The 15,764-nt window shown below is 60.7% G+C and carries 13 protein-coding genes; 4 read left to right on the top strand and 9 right to left on the bottom strand.

The window, feature by feature from the left end; all coding sequences use genetic code 11:
- Positions 1–193 precede the first annotated feature (193 nt).
- The 3 genes from NML54_RS03930 (at position 194) to NML54_RS03920 (ending at position 5,562) form a co-directional block, all read left to right on the top strand.
- On the top strand, positions 194–3,286 hold the full coding sequence (locus tag NML54_RS03930; RefSeq protein ID WP_254756003.1) for a DEAD/DEAH box helicase: 3,093 nt from the start codon (positions 194–196) through the stop codon (positions 3,284–3,286).
- Between the two features lie 228 nt (positions 3,287–3,514).
- A complete protein-coding gene (locus NML54_RS03925; RefSeq protein ID WP_254756002.1) occupies positions 3,515–4,693 on the top strand; it encodes an amidohydrolase in 1,179 nt (392 codons plus the stop codon).
- A 134-nt stretch (positions 4,694–4,827) separates the two neighbouring features.
- Positions 4,828–5,562: a polyprenol monophosphomannose synthase gene (locus NML54_RS03920; RefSeq protein ID WP_254756001.1), complete on the top strand. Its 735-nt coding sequence runs from the start codon at positions 4,828–4,830 to the stop codon at positions 5,560–5,562.
- A 265-nt stretch (positions 5,563–5,827) separates the two neighbouring features.
- Here the strand turns inward: NML54_RS03920 and NML54_RS03915 are convergent, their stop codons facing one another.
- The 6 genes from NML54_RS03915 to NML54_RS03890 all read right to left on the bottom strand — a co-directional run bounded on the left by NML54_RS03915 (position 5,828) and on the right by NML54_RS03890 (position 11,586).
- A complete protein-coding gene (locus NML54_RS03915) occupies positions 5,828–6,166 on the bottom strand; it encodes an RNA polymerase-binding protein RbpA (protein WP_005506034.1) in 339 nt (112 codons plus the stop codon).
- A 189-nt stretch (positions 6,167–6,355) separates the two neighbouring features.
- Entirely contained in the window at positions 6,356–7,351 is a 996-nt protein-coding gene (locus tag NML54_RS03910) for an SPFH domain-containing protein (RefSeq protein WP_254756000.1), read from the bottom strand.
- Positions 7,352–7,445: 94 nt separating this feature from the next.
- Positions 7,446–7,895 carry an NfeD family protein gene (locus NML54_RS03905; protein ID WP_254755999.1) on the bottom strand — a complete coding sequence of 150 codons (450 nt, stop codon included), beginning with the start codon at positions 7,893–7,895 and terminating at the stop codon, positions 7,446–7,448.
- Between the two features lie 487 nt (positions 7,896–8,382).
- Positions 8,383–9,453: an anthranilate phosphoribosyltransferase gene (gene trpD / locus NML54_RS03900; RefSeq protein ID WP_254755998.1), complete on the bottom strand. Its 1,071-nt coding sequence runs from the start codon at positions 9,451–9,453 to the stop codon at positions 8,383–8,385.
- Positions 9,454–9,563: 110 nt separating this feature from the next.
- Positions 9,564–9,917 carry a HesB/IscA family protein gene (locus NML54_RS03895; RefSeq protein WP_005506039.1) on the bottom strand — a complete coding sequence of 118 codons (354 nt, stop codon included), beginning with the start codon at positions 9,915–9,917 and terminating at the stop codon, positions 9,564–9,566.
- A 274-nt stretch (positions 9,918–10,191) separates the two neighbouring features.
- Positions 10,192–11,586 carry a M20/M25/M40 family metallo-hydrolase gene (locus NML54_RS03890; protein ID WP_254755997.1) on the bottom strand — a complete coding sequence of 465 codons (1,395 nt, stop codon included), beginning with the start codon at positions 11,584–11,586 and terminating at the stop codon, positions 10,192–10,194.
- Positions 11,587–11,701: 115 nt separating this feature from the next.
- Between NML54_RS03890 and NML54_RS03885 the strand changes: the two genes are divergently transcribed.
- A complete protein-coding gene (locus tag NML54_RS03885) occupies positions 11,702–12,331 on the top strand; it encodes a DUF3043 domain-containing protein (protein ID WP_254755996.1) in 630 nt (209 codons plus the stop codon).
- Positions 12,332–12,636: 305 nt separating this feature from the next.
- On the opposite strand, the gene NML54_RS03880 is transcribed toward NML54_RS03885, so the two are convergent.
- The 3 genes from NML54_RS03880 to recO all read right to left on the bottom strand — a co-directional run bounded on the left by NML54_RS03880 (position 12,637) and on the right by recO (position 15,612).
- A complete protein-coding gene (locus tag NML54_RS03880; protein WP_254755995.1) occupies positions 12,637–13,725 on the bottom strand; it encodes a quinone-dependent dihydroorotate dehydrogenase in 1,089 nt (362 codons plus the stop codon).
- A gap of 68 nt (positions 13,726–13,793) precedes the next feature.
- Complete coding sequence (locus tag NML54_RS03875) at positions 13,794–14,585, bottom strand: isoprenyl transferase (RefSeq protein WP_254755994.1); 792 nt, start codon at positions 14,583–14,585, stop codon at positions 13,794–13,796.
- Between the two features lie 175 nt (positions 14,586–14,760).
- Positions 14,761–15,612 carry a DNA repair protein RecO gene (recO, locus tag NML54_RS03870; protein WP_254755993.1) on the bottom strand — a complete coding sequence of 284 codons (852 nt, stop codon included), beginning with the start codon at positions 15,610–15,612 and terminating at the stop codon, positions 14,761–14,763.
- Positions 15,613–15,764: the final 152 nt, after the last annotated feature.

Below are 15,764 nucleotides of genomic sequence, written 5' to 3'. Positions count from 1 at the left end.
CTCGAGGCGCACAGACGAAGAGGCGCACAGACGAATTTTTACAACGTCCGCCGGTACATCCCGCAAAAACTGAGCATAAATTGCGCCGAAACCGCGCAGCTGATGCGCTCACTGTTCGCCCATACCGGATTAGTGCCCGTGCAGGATGCTTTCGGAAGGCACTCGGCGGGCAACCGGTTACACTGGACATACTATGAGCAAGCACCACGCACAGCACACATCTGACGCACACACTTCTAACCCTTCTAACGCACAGACCCCGGCGGAGCGCACCGACTACGCTGCCGCCTACGCCGCATCCCGAGAGCGCGCCGCATACGCGAAGACCGCCCTCGGGGCTTTTGAGGCGTCCCTTGATTTTCCGCTGGATGATTTTCAGCGTCAGGCGTGTGCCGCTGTGGAGGCGGACCGCTCCGTCCTCGTTGCCGCACCTACGGGCGCCGGTAAGACCATTGTGGGTGAGTTCGGTATCTACCTGGCGTTGCGCCGCGGCATGAAGGCGTTCTACACGACCCCCATTAAGGCGCTGAGCAACCAGAAGTACCACGACTTTGTGCGCGCGTACGGTGAGGATTACGTGGGTCTGCTCACCGGCGATACGAGCATCAACACGGAAGCACCCGTGGTCGTAATGACCACCGAGGTGCTGCGCAACATGCTCTACGCCAACTCGACCACGCTGACCGGCCTGGGCTATGTGGTCATGGATGAGGTACACTACCTGGCGGACCGTTTCCGTGGCGCTGTGTGGGAAGAGGCGATTATTCACCTTCCCGAGCATGTGAACGTCATTTCTCTGTCTGCTACGGTGTCGAACGTTGAGGAGTTCGGCGCGTGGCTGGATACGGTGCGCGGCGGCACGGACATTATCGTTTCGGAGCACCGCCCGGTACCCCTGTGGCAGCACATGATGGTCGGTCACCGCGTGGTGGACCTGTTCGTACCCGAAGACAACTCCGCGCAGGGTAACTCTGCACAGGGCAAAAACCACACCCAGGGCAAGAACCAGGAGCCGGAAGAGAAGCTCTCCCGCAAGCAGGCGAAGAAGGCACAGAAAGCTAAGCAGCGCGGCACAACCGTGGAAGCGGGCGCCAACCCTCTGCTTGCCGGTCTGCGCCTGAACCCGCAGCTGAAGGCTCTACGCCCCGGCTTCCGTTCCGCACCTGGCCGTGGACGCTACGGCGGCAAGCGTGAACGTTTCCGTCACCGCCGTGAAGGCTGGCTGAATGAGACGTTCAGCAGCGGTGAGCGTGGCCGCTCGGACCGTCGTGACCGTTTCAGCAACAATCATTTCAGTAACGACCGGGACTTTGATGCGCGCGGTGAGCAGAAGCCTCTGCATCCGCAGCGCATTACCCGCCCGGAGATGGTGCGCGCCCTCGACAAGCAGGGCCTGCTGCCCGCAATCTGCTTTATCTTCTCCCGTGCCGGTTGCGACGGCGCGGTCAGCCACTGCGTATCCGCCGATATTACGCTGACCACCCCCGAACAGCAGCAGACCATCCGCGCCTACATTGCAGAAGCAACCGCTCACCTGGACACCCGCGACCTGAACACCCTCGGCTACTACGAGTGGCGTGACGGCCTCATCCGTGGTATCGCCGCACACCACGCCGGCCTGCTACCCCTATTCAAGGAGGTCGTAGAAACCCTCTTCGCCCAGGGCCTGATTAAGCTGGTCTTCGCCACCGAAACCCTCGCACTGGGCATCAACATGCCCGCCCGCACCGTCATCCTGGAAAAGCTCACCAAGTACAACGGCGAATCCCACGTAGACATCACCCCCGGCGAATACACCCAGCTAACCGGACGCGCAGGCCGCCGCGGCATCGACATCGAAGGCCACGCCGTCGTCATGTGGCGTCCCGGCATGTCCCCAGAACACGTAGCAACCCTCGCCTCAACCCGCACCTACCCGCTAAACTCCTCATTCCGCCCCACCTACAACATGGCGGCAAACCTCATCGCCTCCTACGGCGCCGAACGCACCCGCAAAATCCTGGAATCCTCCTTCGCACAGTTCCAGGCAGACAAATCGGTCGTCGGCGTCGCCTCCCGCGTACGCAAAAATGAAAACGCCCTAGAAGGCTACCGCGAAGCAATGGCATGCCACCTGGGCGACTTCACCGAATACGTCCAGCTCAGCCGCCAAATCACCGAACTGGAAAAGAAAGCATCCAAGAGCAACGAACGCCACGCACGCGCGCAGGCGCACCACAGCATCCAACAGCTACTGCCCGGCGACATCATCTACATTCCGCACGGCCGCTCCCGCGGCTACGCAGTCGTCATCACCCGCTCCGATTCGCACGCCGACCCGCGCATCGGTATCGTCACCGAGGACGCGCACCAGCGCACCGCCTCAACCCGCGATTTTGAAGGCGCCGTCGAACCGGTCTCACGCATCAAAATCCCCAAGCGCCTAAGCCTCAAAACCGCCAAGGAACGCCGCGACACCGCAAGCCGCATGCGCCAGGCACTCTATGACGGCCGCGCCCCGCGTGCGCTCGCACAGCAGAACATCCCTGCTCGTCAGAACAGCATTGACGCGCAGCTGGAGGCGCTGCAGGCTCAACTGCGTAACCACCCATGCCACGGCTGCTCCGACCGCACGAACCACATGCGTTGGGCTGAACGCTGGCAGAAACTCAACTCCGAGACGGAAGGGTTGCGCCGTCAGATTGCCCGCCGCACCAACACGATTGCTCAGGTCTTCAACCGCATTGCGCGTCTGCTGGAGAGCTACGGCTACGTCGAACGCACCGAGGATAACGAGCTGTCACTAACCACCGGCGGCCAGGCGCTACGTCGTATCTACGGCGAGCGCGACCTACTGACCGCCCTGTGCCTGGACGCGCACTTCCTCGACGGACTGGAGCCCGCCGCCATCGCGGCAACCGTCGCCGCACTAACCTACCAGGGCAAGCGCGACGCGGTGGAATACCTGGCTCACTACCCGCACCCATCCCTGCGCGCACCCATCGTAACGATTACGCAGCACCTCGCCGACCTGAACGCAGCCGAGGAACAGTTCAAGGTCAACCCGACCCCCGCATGCGACTTCGGCCTGGTCGAACCCATATACGCCTGGGCGAACGGCGCGCACCTCGCAAAGGCAATCGAGGACACCGGCCTTGCCGCCGGCGACTTCGTACGCTGGGCAAAGCAGGTACTAGACGCCCTAGACCAGATCGCGCACATCCGTTCACTGGACCCGGTCATCCGCGCCCGCTGTGAAGAAGCAATCGAGGCGGTACGCCGCGGCGTAGTCGCACTCGACGTCTAACCCGCACCTTAGTGCTACACCGCACCCTGCCGGTTCGGGCTACCACCCCCGCAACTGTGCATTGTTCTGCACCATCTAAGTTCCGCCTCATCTAAGGACGAACGAACTATCGCAGGCAGCGGGGGTGCTTCTATACTCAAATGAGACGCTCAGCTAAGCTACGCGAGCACAAGCGAAGTGCCCGCCCCGTGTGCGCTTTCGGCGCGCCTCAAAGGTGAAAGGAATCTAATGTCTACCCGAATTTTTGTAGATGGTAGCGTGTACAGCCCGGTCGACCCGTACGCAACCGCAATGCTAGTCGAAGACGGCTTCGTCCGCTGGGTTGGTTCCGACTCCGGGGCACGTTCAATTGCCGACGAATCAGCCACCATCACCGAACTTGAAGGCGCCCTACTAACCCCCGCCTTTGCGCGCGCACTAGCACCGGTAACAGGCAAAAAAGCACCCGAAATCCTCGACTACCTGCAGGCATACCGTGCCGCCGGCTACCACACCCACACCCTACTCGCCGGCATGGAAGACGTACCCGACCTCGTCTCCGCACTCAGCTACTACAGCGCCGAACACGGCGTACCCGACATCCGCCTCATCCTCAACGCCACCGGCGTAGAAACCGACGAACTAATCAGCGCCATCAAGGCACTACGCCCCCTCACCGAAGGCGAACGCGCCGTCAAGGGCCTACAGCTAGTCGGCATCTTTGTCGCACCCACCGAAGCCCCCGCAGCAGCACAGGTAGCCGAAAACGCCGCACTCCTACTCTCCATCGACGCATCCACCAGCTTTGCCGACGCAGCCGACGCCGCACTCGACGCACGCAAAAACCGCCCCTGGCTGCCCATCCGCCTCGACGCAGCAACCAGCACCCCGCAAGACCCCATCACCGACGAACACCTCACCCAACTAGCAGAAGCACGCATCAACCTGGGCCTGAGCGTCTGCGAACCCGAAGAAGACGAAACCGCCAACGACACCGTCCAAGCACTCCTCGCACACGCCGGGGGAGAAGAGCGTGAGTCCGTCGCCTCAGTCGCACGCCGCGCAAACGCAACCGGAACCTCCATCGCCCTCGGATCCGACACCCAGCTCTACGCACCCGGCGCCTGGCCCCTCATCCACGAACTCGTCAACGACGAACACGGCATCTCCGCACGCAGCGCCTTCGCCGCCCTCACCCGCGGCGTATACCGCCTAGCACACGAAGAAAACCCCTTCACCGGCCAGCTCACCCCCGACACCCCCGCATACGTAGCACAATGGCGCGTCGAAGCCCTCATGGTCCAAGCACCCGACTCCCGCGTAGCATCGTGGAGCACCGACCCCCGCGCTCGCATTCCGTTGCTTCCGGTTCTGGAGAAGGGTTCGCCTCTGCCCATCCTGGAATCTATTTACACTGAAAGTAACTAATTTTTTAGTTTATCAACACCTTTTTAGGCGGTTTTGGGGCAGTGGAAGCCCCCGAGGATTCAGTTACCCGCACGTTTACCCGGTATACTGGATACCTACACTGCCTGTTTTATATGTACCTGTGAGGGAGTAATATGCGCGTTCTAACTGTCATCCCGACGTATAACGAGAAGGAGAACCTGCCCATCGTGGTTGAGCGTCTTCGTAAGGCAGCTCCCGAGGTGGACATTCTCGTGGTGGATGATAACAGCCCCGACGGCACCGGCCAGATTGCTGATGAGCTGTCGGCTAAGGACTCCCAGATTCACGTTCTGCACCGCACCGTTAAGGACGGTCTGGGTGGCGCATACCTCGCTGGCTTCGATTGGGGCCTTGAGGCAGGCTACGACGTTCTGATCGAGATGGATGCTGACTGCTCGCACCAGCCTGAGCAGCTTCCTTCTCTGGTTCGTGCTGTGGAGGCGGGCGCTGACCTGGCTATTGGTTCGCGTTACGTTCCCGGCGGCAAGACCAAGAACTGGCCGGCTCACCGCCAGGTTCTCTCTCGCGGCGCTAACCTGTACACCCGTCTGATTCTGGGCACCTCCATTAAGGACATTACCGCTGGTTTCCGTGCGTACCGTCGTGAGGCCCTGCAGCGTCTGAACCTTGAGGGTATTGACTCGAAGGGCTACGTGTTCCAGGTTGATTTGGCGTGGCGTTCTGAGCAGGCCGGCTTGAAGATTGTTGAGGTTCCGATTACCTTCGTTGAGCGCGAGATTGGCGCTTCGAAGATGGACGGCAACATTATCTTTGACTCCATGTCTAAGGTGACTCGCTGGGGTATGGCTAACCGCATTCAGAAGCTGAAGAAGGCTCTGGGCAAGTAAGCCCGTAACTTCTTACTCAGATGCTTCTCGCACCTGAGATTTACGAAAGACCGGGGCGGATACGTTACGTATCCGCCCCGGTCTTTTTATACTTTCTGTAGCGCTCTTTCCTGACTCACGCCTGGCTCACGTACTGATCCTGGCTCACGCACGGACAGAAGCCAGCACCACAACAAAGGAAAGCCCACTAAGAGCAGAGTGGCTCTTAGCGGGCTTTCTACAGCGCGGGCTTCTACAGCGTTTCTATGGCATATCTACGGTGCTTTTAGAGCGCGTAGTGCTTGCGGTAGTATTCCAGGCGGTCTTCCAGAGTCTTTTCCAGCTCTTCGATGCTACGGCGTTCCATGAGCATATCCCAGTGGGTACGTGCGGGCTTCTCTTCTTCGGCGTCTGCGGTGGAGTCGCCGTTGACGAGGTATGCTTCCTTACCGGACTTTGCGGTCCATACCGAGGGGATTTCTGCTTCTGCCGCGAAGGTCACGAAAACGCGGTCACCGTCAGCGGTACGGTATTCGACGCGCTGGCGGGGCGCGGGCTGTACGTTCGATTCGGTTTCCATCGACTGGGAACCCAGGCGCATACCGCGCAGGCTACGATCGCTCATTTTTCCTCCAGTGTCGTCGGGTGCGCTCTTTGGCGCTTTAGGCATAACGTTGGGCGGGGGAGAGCTATTCCCTCGAACGTTTACAAAACATCCATTATATCGGTAATAGTCTCCACCCGCCCAGCGTGATGGTGTTTATTCGGCATGATTTTTGGTGATTCACACCTTTTTATGCGTTAGATTTCGCGTTTAGTCGTTGATGCCGTAGCTTCCGGGTGCCTGCGGTGCGCTCTTAGGTGCCTCTACTGCGGGCTTCTTCGGCGCCTCTGCCAGGTCGGATGCGGGCAGAGTGCCGAATGCGTTGCCCAGGCCGCGCAGTGCATCGCCGAGTTCGGTCGGGATGAACCAGAGCTTGTTGGCGTCGCCTTCGGCGAGCTTGGGCAGGGTCTGTAGGTACTGGTAGGTGAGCAGCTGCTGGCTGGGGTTGGATTCGTGGATTGCTGCGAAGACCTTCTGCACGGCTTCTGCTTCGCCGTTTGCGCGCAGGATTGCGGACTGTGCGTCACCTTCTGCACGAAGGATCTGTGCCTGCTTTTCACCCTCTGCACGCAGGATGGCTGCGCGGGATTCACCTTCTGCGGTCAGAATGTCGGACTGCTTCTGACCTTCTGCGGTGAGGATTGCGGCGCGGCGGTCACGCTCTGCACGCATCTGCTTCTCCATGGAGTCCTGGATGGATACCGGGGGCTGGATTTCCTTGATGTCCACGCGGGAGACGCGCAGGCCCCAGCGGCCGGTGGTGGAGTCGAGTACGCCTCGCAGCTCCGCGTTGATCTGGTCGCGGGAGGTAAGGGTCTGCTCCAGGTTCAGGCCACCGACGACGTTACGCAGGGTTGCGCTGGTCAGCTCATCTACGGCACGAATGTAGTTGGTGATTTCGTAGGTTGCAGCCTGGGGGTCGGTGACCTGGAAGTACACGACGGTGTCGATGCCGACCACGAGGTTATCTTCGGTGATCACGGACTGCGAGGGGAAGGAAACGACCTGTTCACGCAGGTCGATGAGGGGCAGTACGCGGTCAATCACGGGGATGACGATGTGCAGGCCGGGCTTGAGAACGGCGTGGAACTTACCCAGTCGTTCGACGATACCGGCTCGTCCCTGCGGGATGACACGCACGGTCTTTGCGAGCATCGTCAGCACGAAGAGGATGAGTAGGACCGTCAGAATAAGGCTGATAGGCATTGTTTCTCCTTATCGGTGAGTTATATGGTGTGTTTTTGGGGTATCTGAATTGGCTTTTGGAGCCGGTATTCAGATGGGTCTTAGCTTGTTGGTCTTAGTCATGGGGGAGAGGCTCTACGATTGCGGTAGCGCCCTCGATGGCTCGTACCCTCGCGTGTGATCCTGCTACGAGCGTTCCGGAGGCGGTGCGCGCCGTCCAGGTGTCACCAGCTAATACAACCAAACCGGTTTCACTAGTTACATCTTGAGTGACGCGCACCTCAGCGCCAACGAGTGCTTCAGCATTAGTGACAGCTCCGGTGGCTGACTTGTTGAGCTTTTTCAGCAGCGGCGGGCGCAGACCAAGAACCAGAATCAGGCAAATCACCACGAAAATAACGGTTCGAATCAGCATGTTATCCACGAAGGGCGATATTGCTGCGGTGATGCCTGCGCTAATCGCCAGCATGAGAAAGAATAGGTCGAGGCTGAGCATTTCTATGACGGCGAAAATGAGGGCGAGTGCAACCCAGAGTGTCCAGGGTGTCTCAAAGAGCCAATCCACGAGTTTTCTCCTTTGGTGTACATCAACCGGCGTGGTTGACGTTGGATCTGCACACGAGGCGACAGCACCTTCGTGATGCGGGGTATATCCATTATTTCAGGTGGATTGAGTACTGGCGATAGTTCTGGTGACTGGGTGAGGTTAATACATGAACTGTTAAGACTTTATTTAGATACGGGGAATCTTGGGTTCATTCTAGATCTCCCTAAAAAGCCGATAATATACATTATGTAAAGTAGACCTATTTTTTACTACCCAACCGGCTGCTCACCGGCGCTTTCTAAGCTCAGGTTAGCACTGATCAAACCTGCGCTCCGTGCGCCTTGCATCTTCCTCGGCGCTCAGCCGCACGCTCACATGCCCCGAACCTTCCGACCCTCAACGAATCCCGTTAAACGACAGGCACCCGAGACAAGCTCACACCATTCGGTGCGCCCCATCTCGGGTGCCTATCATCAGCTACTGAGCTTCTTTGTTCTGAGCTTCTTTATTCTCCGTGCTTGGAGCTGAACTCTACCCAGGCGTTGAGCACGCGCTCCGCTGCGCCGGATGCAATAGATTCGCGCGCATCAGCCAAAGCCTGAGTGAAACGGGCCTCAAAGCTCTCCCCGTTGACCGGGCGGTACGCAACCAGGCCAGCCGCAGCGTTCATCACCACAGCGTCGTGAATAGCGCGTAGCGGGCTCTTCGGGGACTCGCCCTCCCCCGCCAAAATTGCACGGAAAACACCCGCGTTGTACTCGGCGTCGCCGCCACGCAGCTGCTCCAGCGGTGCGTTCTGCAGACCGTACTCGGTCGGGTCAAAACGGTACTCGGTCAGTTCGCCGTCGACAGCCTCCCACAGGCGGCTCGTGGTGGCGATGGTCAGCTCATCCAGGCCGTCATCACCGCGGAAAATCAGGACGTGATCGCCGCGCTCTGCAAAGACGTGAGCCATCTTCTCAGCCATGACCGGGTTAGCAACGCCGATAGCCGAGGACTTCACGCGAGCCGGGTTCGTCATGGGGCCCAGGTAGTTGAACGCTGTCGGAATGCCCAGCAGGCGGCGGGTCGGACCCACGTGGCGCATTGCCGGGTGGAAGGTCATCGCAAACAGGAACGTGATGCCGGTCTCGCGAGCGCATTCGGCAACTGCGGAAATGGGCATGTCGAGACGGATTCCGAGGGCTTCGAGGACGTCTGCGGAACCGGATTTGGAGGTGGAGGCGCGGTTGCCGTGTTTGACGACGGTGGCACCGGTGCCTGCGATGACGAGGCCTGCCATGGTGGAGATATTGACGGTGTTTTGCTGGTCGCCGCCGGTGCCTACGATGTCTACGGCGTGGGGGTCGATGTCGACGGTTTCGGCTTTGGCGATCATGCCGGCTGCGAGGGCGCCGAGTTCTTCGGGGGTTTCGCCTTTGGAGTGGAGGGCGGTGAGGAAGGATGCGAGGATCGGCTGTTCGGTTTGGCCGGTCATGATGTGGTCCATTGCCCAGGCGACTTCGGTGTCGGTGAGGTTTTGGTGTTTGACGAGCTGGTTGAGGATGTATTTCCAGGTGATTTCGTGCGTAGTCATGTGTTAAGTGTAAAACCCCCGCCGCATATCTGCATGGTTGGGTGCAGTATGCGAGACGGGGGTTTATGAGGCGTGTTGCGCTTTAGTGGCGCGTGGTGGGTGCCTTCGGTTTAGTGGAAGGAGTCACCGCATGCGCAGGAGCCTGCTGCGTTGGGGTTGTCGATGGAGAAGCCCTGCTTTTCGATGGTGTCTTCGAAGTCGATGGTGGAGCCGTCGAGGTAGGGTGCGCTCATCTTGTCGACGATGACTTCTACGCCGTCGAAGTTGCGGACTGCGTCGCCGTCGAGGACGCGCTCGTCGAAGTAGAGCTGGTAGATGAGGCCGGAGCAGCCGCCGGGCTGGACGGCGATGCGCAGGCGCAGGTCGGTGCGGCCTTCCTGTTCGAGGAGGGTGCGGACCTTGGTCTGTGCTACTTCGGTGAGGTTGACGCCGTGGGTGGGCAGTTCGGTGGTGGTTTCACTCATTGGTGTTGTCCTTTTGTTTTGTTGGTTGCCCGTGTGCGCCGCGTGTGGGTGCGTGTGGGCGTTTTAGCCTTCACGATACGCGCCTGGGTGTTTGATGTACAACCTAGGGTGTGCATAGTTCGCCGGGGGCGTGAGTTTTGGTGTGGGGGCTTGACATGTAATTCTGCTTCTAGGATACCGAAAAAGTGGGGGTTGGGGTTTGTGACCCTTCTCCCCCACTTTTCCGCTTCCACTTCCCTACCCAGTGTATTGTGGGCTGGTTTAGCGAGCGCGTTTAGCGGGCGCCGAGTGCGCTGAGCAGTAGCGCCTCCGCGAGGATTGCGTTCTTGAAGTCTGGGATGTAGAGGGACTCGTTGGCGCTGTGTGCGCGGGTGTCGGGGTCTTCTACGCCGGTGACGAGGATCTGTGCTTGCGGGAAGAGGTCCTTGAGGTCGGAGATGAACGGGATGGAGCCGCCCATGCCGGTCTGGACGGGTTCTACGTCCCAGGCGGCGCGCATTGCGTCGAGTGCGGTTTGTGCGCCGTCTGCGTCGACTTCGGTGGCGAAGGGCATGCCGGAGTCGACGGCGGTGTAGTTCGCCTGGGCGCCGTGGGGTGCGTGTGCCTTGATGTGTTCGGCGAGTGCGCGGTGTGCGTTTTCGGGGTTGTCGCCGGGTGCTAGGCGGGTGCTAATGCGTGCGCGGGATACGACGGCGAGGGTGTTGGAGGAGGTTGCGATGGAGGGGATGTCCATGCCGATGACGGAGATTGCCGGCTGGGTCCACAGGCGGGATGCAACGGATCCGGTGCCTGCCAGGGGTACGGTGTCGAGGATGCCGGAGTCGTTGCGGAAGTCTGCTTCAGCGTATTCGAGTTCGGGTTCGGGGGCGCGGTGCAGGCCTTCGACGGCTACGGCGCCGGTGGCGTCGTGCAGGGTGGCGAGTAGCTGCGCCATGAGGGTGTGGGCATCGAGCATGGGGCCGCCGAACATGCCGGAGTGGATGGCGTGGCTGCCGACGCGTACTTCGATGTCGCCGGATGCGACGCCGCGCAGGCTGGTGGTCAGTGCGGGTACGCCGGCGCGCCAGTTGGCGGAGTCTGCGACCACGATGTAGTCGGCGGACAGTTCTTCACGGTAGGTGTTGAGGAAGGAGACGAAGGAGGGTGAGCCTGCCTCTTCTTCGCCTTCGATGAAGAGCTTCACGCCGAGCTTGAAGTCCTCGCCGAGAGTTTCGTTGAGGGCTGCGAGCGCAGCAAGGTGTACGAGGATGCCTGCCTTATCGTCTGCTGCGCCGCGGCCGTAGAGGCGGTCGCCCTTGCGGGTTGCGATGAAGGGGTCGGTGTCCCACAGATCGAGGTTGCCGGCGGGCTGCACGTCGTGGTGGGCGTAGAGCAGGATGGTCGGGTAGCCTTCTGCGGCAGGGCGGGAGGCGATGACGGCGGGCATGCCCTGTTTTTCGGTGCCGTCGGCGGTGGTGTAGGTGGCGCGTTCGATGCGTACGTTGTTGAAGCCTGCCTTGGTTGCGAGCGCGGCGACTGCCTCGGCGCTGCGGTCTAGCTGGGTGAGGTCGTGCGATTCCCAGGCAATGGAGGGGATGGCGACGAGCTCGGTGAGGGTCTGCAGGGTTGCTTCGAAGTTTTTGGTGACGGCGTCGCTCAGGGCGCTGTGGTGGGTGAATTCAATAGTCATGTTTCTACCTTACCCCCACCTTACCCGCTGCCGCCGAGTGGTTGGGGTTGTTTCAGTTGCTGGTGTGGGATTGTGGGGGCGGGTTTGGTGTGTGCCGTTCGGGTATGATGGGAGGGTGTTTGGTCGTAAGAAAGAGAAGGCTGAAGCGGAAGCTGTTCAGCCACAGGTTGTAGAGGAGCCTCAGGCTCCGGTTAATCCGAAGTTCACCCCGAAGAAGGGCCGTCCTACTCCTTCGCGTAAGGAGCAGCAGGCGGCTCGTCGTCAGCCTCTGGTTGTTAATGACCGTAAGGAGGCGAAGGCGCGTGAACGTGAGGCGATGGCGAAGGCTCGTGAGCGTCAGAATGATGCGTTGATGGGTGGCGATCAGCGTTACCTGCCCGCCGTGGATCGTGGTGCGCAGCGCCGTTATATCCGTGATTATGTGGATGCGCGCCGTAACCTTGGCGATTTTATGTTGGCTGTGCTGCTGGTTCTGCTTATTGGTGGCTGGATTGCTCAGGGTGTGGCTGGTACGTCTACTGCGGCGGCACCGATTTATTACGGTTCCGTGTACGCAATGTATGCGCTGATGATTCTGTGGGTTGTTGACTACTTTATTTTGTGGCGCAGCCTGAAGAAGAAGCTGATTGCGAAGTTCGGCGAGGTTCAGCGTGGTTCTGGCATGTATGCGTTTAACCGTGTGATGATGATTCGTCGTATGCGCCGCCCGGTTCCGATGGTGAAGTACGGCGAGTACCCGCGCTAAGTCGTTAGTGCCTTATAGGTGTTTGGGGGGAGGTCCTGAAGGTTCAGGCCTCTCCCCTATTTTTATGTTCTTACGCGACTCTCTTACGCGAGAAGCCACATGTGTTTCGAGAAGCTACTTCTTTGGTGGCTTTTCGAAACACATGTGGCTTTTCGGCGGAATAGAGGGGCAGAATAGAGGGCACACCAAAGGGGCACCGCCTCCACCCCCTACGGGTAGAGAACGGTGCCCCCCCTTTCAGCACGCAGAGTCAGCACGGCAAGTCAGCGTGCCGGGAAGCATAAAGCCCCCCGCCTGCAAACCTTCTAGCGGCGAGCGCGGCGCAGCTTCACCAGGCCACGGTTAATGTGTGCCGCCCAGAGCGGACCCTCATACAGGAACGCAGTGTAGCCCTGCACCAGGTCAGCGCCAGCGTCCAGGCGCTCCTGCACATCCTCAGCGGTGGTCACACCGCCAACGGAGATGATGGCGAGGTCGTCACCAATTTCACGCTTGAGCAGTCGCAGCACCTCCAGGGAGCGGGGCTTCAGCGGCGCACCGGAGAGGCCGCCGGCACCGATTTCCTTGACCTTGGTCATGTCGCTGGTCAGACCCAGGCCATCGCGGGCAATGGTGGTGTTGGTGGCGATGATGCCGTCCAGCTTCAGCTCCTTAGCCAGGGCTGCCACCTCGATCACGTCCTCATCGACCAGGTCCGGCGCGATCTTCACGGTCAGCGGTACGTGGCGGTTGGGGCATACGCGGTCTGCCTCTTCACGCACGGCAGCCAGCAGCGGGCGCAGCGACTCGATAGCCTGCAGGGTGCGCAGACCCGGAGTGTTCGGGGAAGAAACATTGACGACCAGGTAGTCTGCCTGCGGTGCCAGGGTGCGGGTAGAGATCAGGTAGTCCTCGATAGCGTTCTCGAGCTCAACGACCTTGGTCTTGCCGATGTTCACGCCGATAACCGGGCGTACGGCGCCGCGGTATTCGGTTTCGAGGTCTGCGCGGGCGGCGGCTACGCGCGGGCCTGCCGCTGCGGCACCATCGTTGTTGAAGCCCATGCGGTTGATGACCGCCTTATCTTCCACGAGGCGGAAGAGACGCGGCTGCGGGTTGCCGGGCTGCGCCTGACCGGTGATGGTGCCAATCTCGACGTGGCCGAAGCCGATACCAGCCAGCGCGGTAATACCCTTACCGCCCTTGTCGAAGCCTGCAGCCAGGCCGAACGGCGAGGGGAAAGTAATGCCCATGACGGTGGTTGCCAGTTCGGGGGCGGGCTGGAAGTACTTGCGCAGCGCGCGGGTGATGCCGACGTTGCGCAGGGTCTGAACGCCCCAGAAGCCGACGTGGTGTGCCTTCTCGGGGTCCATGCCCTTGAAGAAGATGTTGAAGAAGGTCGGGTAGATGCGCATTTGTTCTCCCTAGTGTTGGAGGGTGTGGGTGGTTTATGAGGCTATGAGCCGGGACTGTATGCCGGGGGCTACTTGTCGTTGGTGACGGCGTCGACAGCGCCACCGTATCGGCGGTCGCGGCGCGCGTACTCTTCGACAGCTTCCCAGAGGGTGCGGCGGTCAACGTCGGGCCAGAGCACGTTCATGAAAATCATCTCGGCATAGGCGCTCTGCCACAGCAGGAAGTTCGAGATGCGCTGCTCACCGGAGGAACGCAGGAACAGGTCAACGTCGGGCAGGTCGGGCTCGTCCAGGTACTTCTGGATAGTCTTTTCGGTAATGTTGTCGGGCTTGATCTTGCCCGCCACAGCGTCCGCTGCGATAGCTGCCGCCGCGTCAGCGATTTCTGCGCGGCCGCCGTAGTTCACGCACATGGTGAGGGTGCAGACGGTGTTGTCGATGGTTTCGCGTTCGCAGTGTTCGAGCTCTTCGATGACGTTCTTCCACAGCTTGGGTCGGCGGCCAGCCCAGCGGATGCGCACACCCCAGGTCTTGAGGGTTGCCAGCTGACGCTGCAGCACCTCGGTGGAGAAACGCATGATGAACGCGACTTCGCTGGGTGAGCGCTTCCAGTTTTCGGTGGAGAACGCGTAGGCGGTCACGTACGGGATGCCCATTTCGATAGCGCCCGCAACAACGTCCAGCAGTGCCGCCTCACCGGCGCGGTGGCCCTCGGTGCGGGACAGGCCGCGTTCGTTCGCCCAGCGTCCGTTACCGTCCATGACGACGGCGACGTGCTGCGGAATGAACTTCTTCGGGATCGGCGGCGGGGTTGCCCCGGTAGGGTGTGCGGGCGGGGGTACGGGCTGGGTGCGTGCCATGTGTGCCTTTCTTCCCTGGCGGGTTCTCCCCCGGGGTCGTTTGCCTAGATATGCGCCAGATATAAACCTAGCGTGCTGTTAGCTATTTTACCGTGACACAGCGCGCATGGGCGGGTGCTTCGGGGGTTATTTTGCGTCCTGGTTGGCCCATGTTTGACGCGCCGGCGTGCATCTTTTACGATCCAGGAATTTCTGCTTCGAGGGCGCTCGCCGTTTTCAGGGGGTGTTCGAGCAGGTTCTGGGTGGTTTTCAGGTAGAGTCCCAGAATTTTGGAGGCGACCGGCACCGGTGCTGCGTCAATAGTCGCCCAGGCGCGCGGATTCGCCGATGCGGTAGCGAGCGCATAGCCGAGCTCTTCGGCACGCAGGCCGGTTAGGGGTGTGTCGGTGGCGGGTGCGCATTGGGGGCAGAGGATCGTGTGGTGCCCGTAGGTGTGGGCGGTGTGGAATGCAATGTACCTGCCACTTCCGCCTGTAGCGACGGGGGTACTACTGTCTGCCCCGTTATCGCCCCGGCTATCGGCGCTGACAAGCGGGTTGCCGCATCGGGTGCAGTTTTCACCGATGAGCGGCCAGCCGGCGGCGTTCATGCTGCGCGCCAGGTAGCGGGTCAGGATCCTCTGCGGCACGTGCTGCCCGTGCGCGAGCGCGGCAAGCGCCCCGTGGGTGAGGGTGTAAATATCGGCGGTGCTGTCGGTGTCTTTGGTGAGTGCTTCTGCCAGTTCAGCGATGATGGAGGCGCACGTGTACGCATCGTAGTTCGCCATGATGGGTGCGGTGTAGGCGTGCAGGGTTGCCGCCTGGGTGATGGTGTGCAGGTTGGTTCTGCCGCGGCTGAAGGACAGGTCGGTGTGCATGAACGGTTCGAGTCGTCCACCGAATTTGGAGGTGGGTTTGCGTACGGCTTTGGCGACGGCGTGGGTGATTCCGCCGTCGCGGGTGAGCATGATGATGATGCGGTCGGTTTCGCCGAGTTTTTGGGTGCGGAGGATGAGGGCGGCGTCGCGCCAGGTGCGGGGTTCGCTCACGAGGGTCTCCGTTCTCGGTGGGTATCAGGCGGGCGGGTTTTCGGCGGGCTTCTCAGTAGGCGCTACACTCATTAGGCACTTGGGCAGAGGCTGAGGGCAAGAGCTACGTGGGTGTTGCGGGTACGGTTCGACCCCTGCCGTATTACCCCGCG

Source organism: Rothia gullae, assembly GCF_024294905.1.
GTDB lineage: Bacteria > Actinomycetota > Actinomycetes > Actinomycetales > Micrococcaceae > Rothia.
This window is presented reverse-complemented; position numbering and strand designations above follow the sequence as displayed.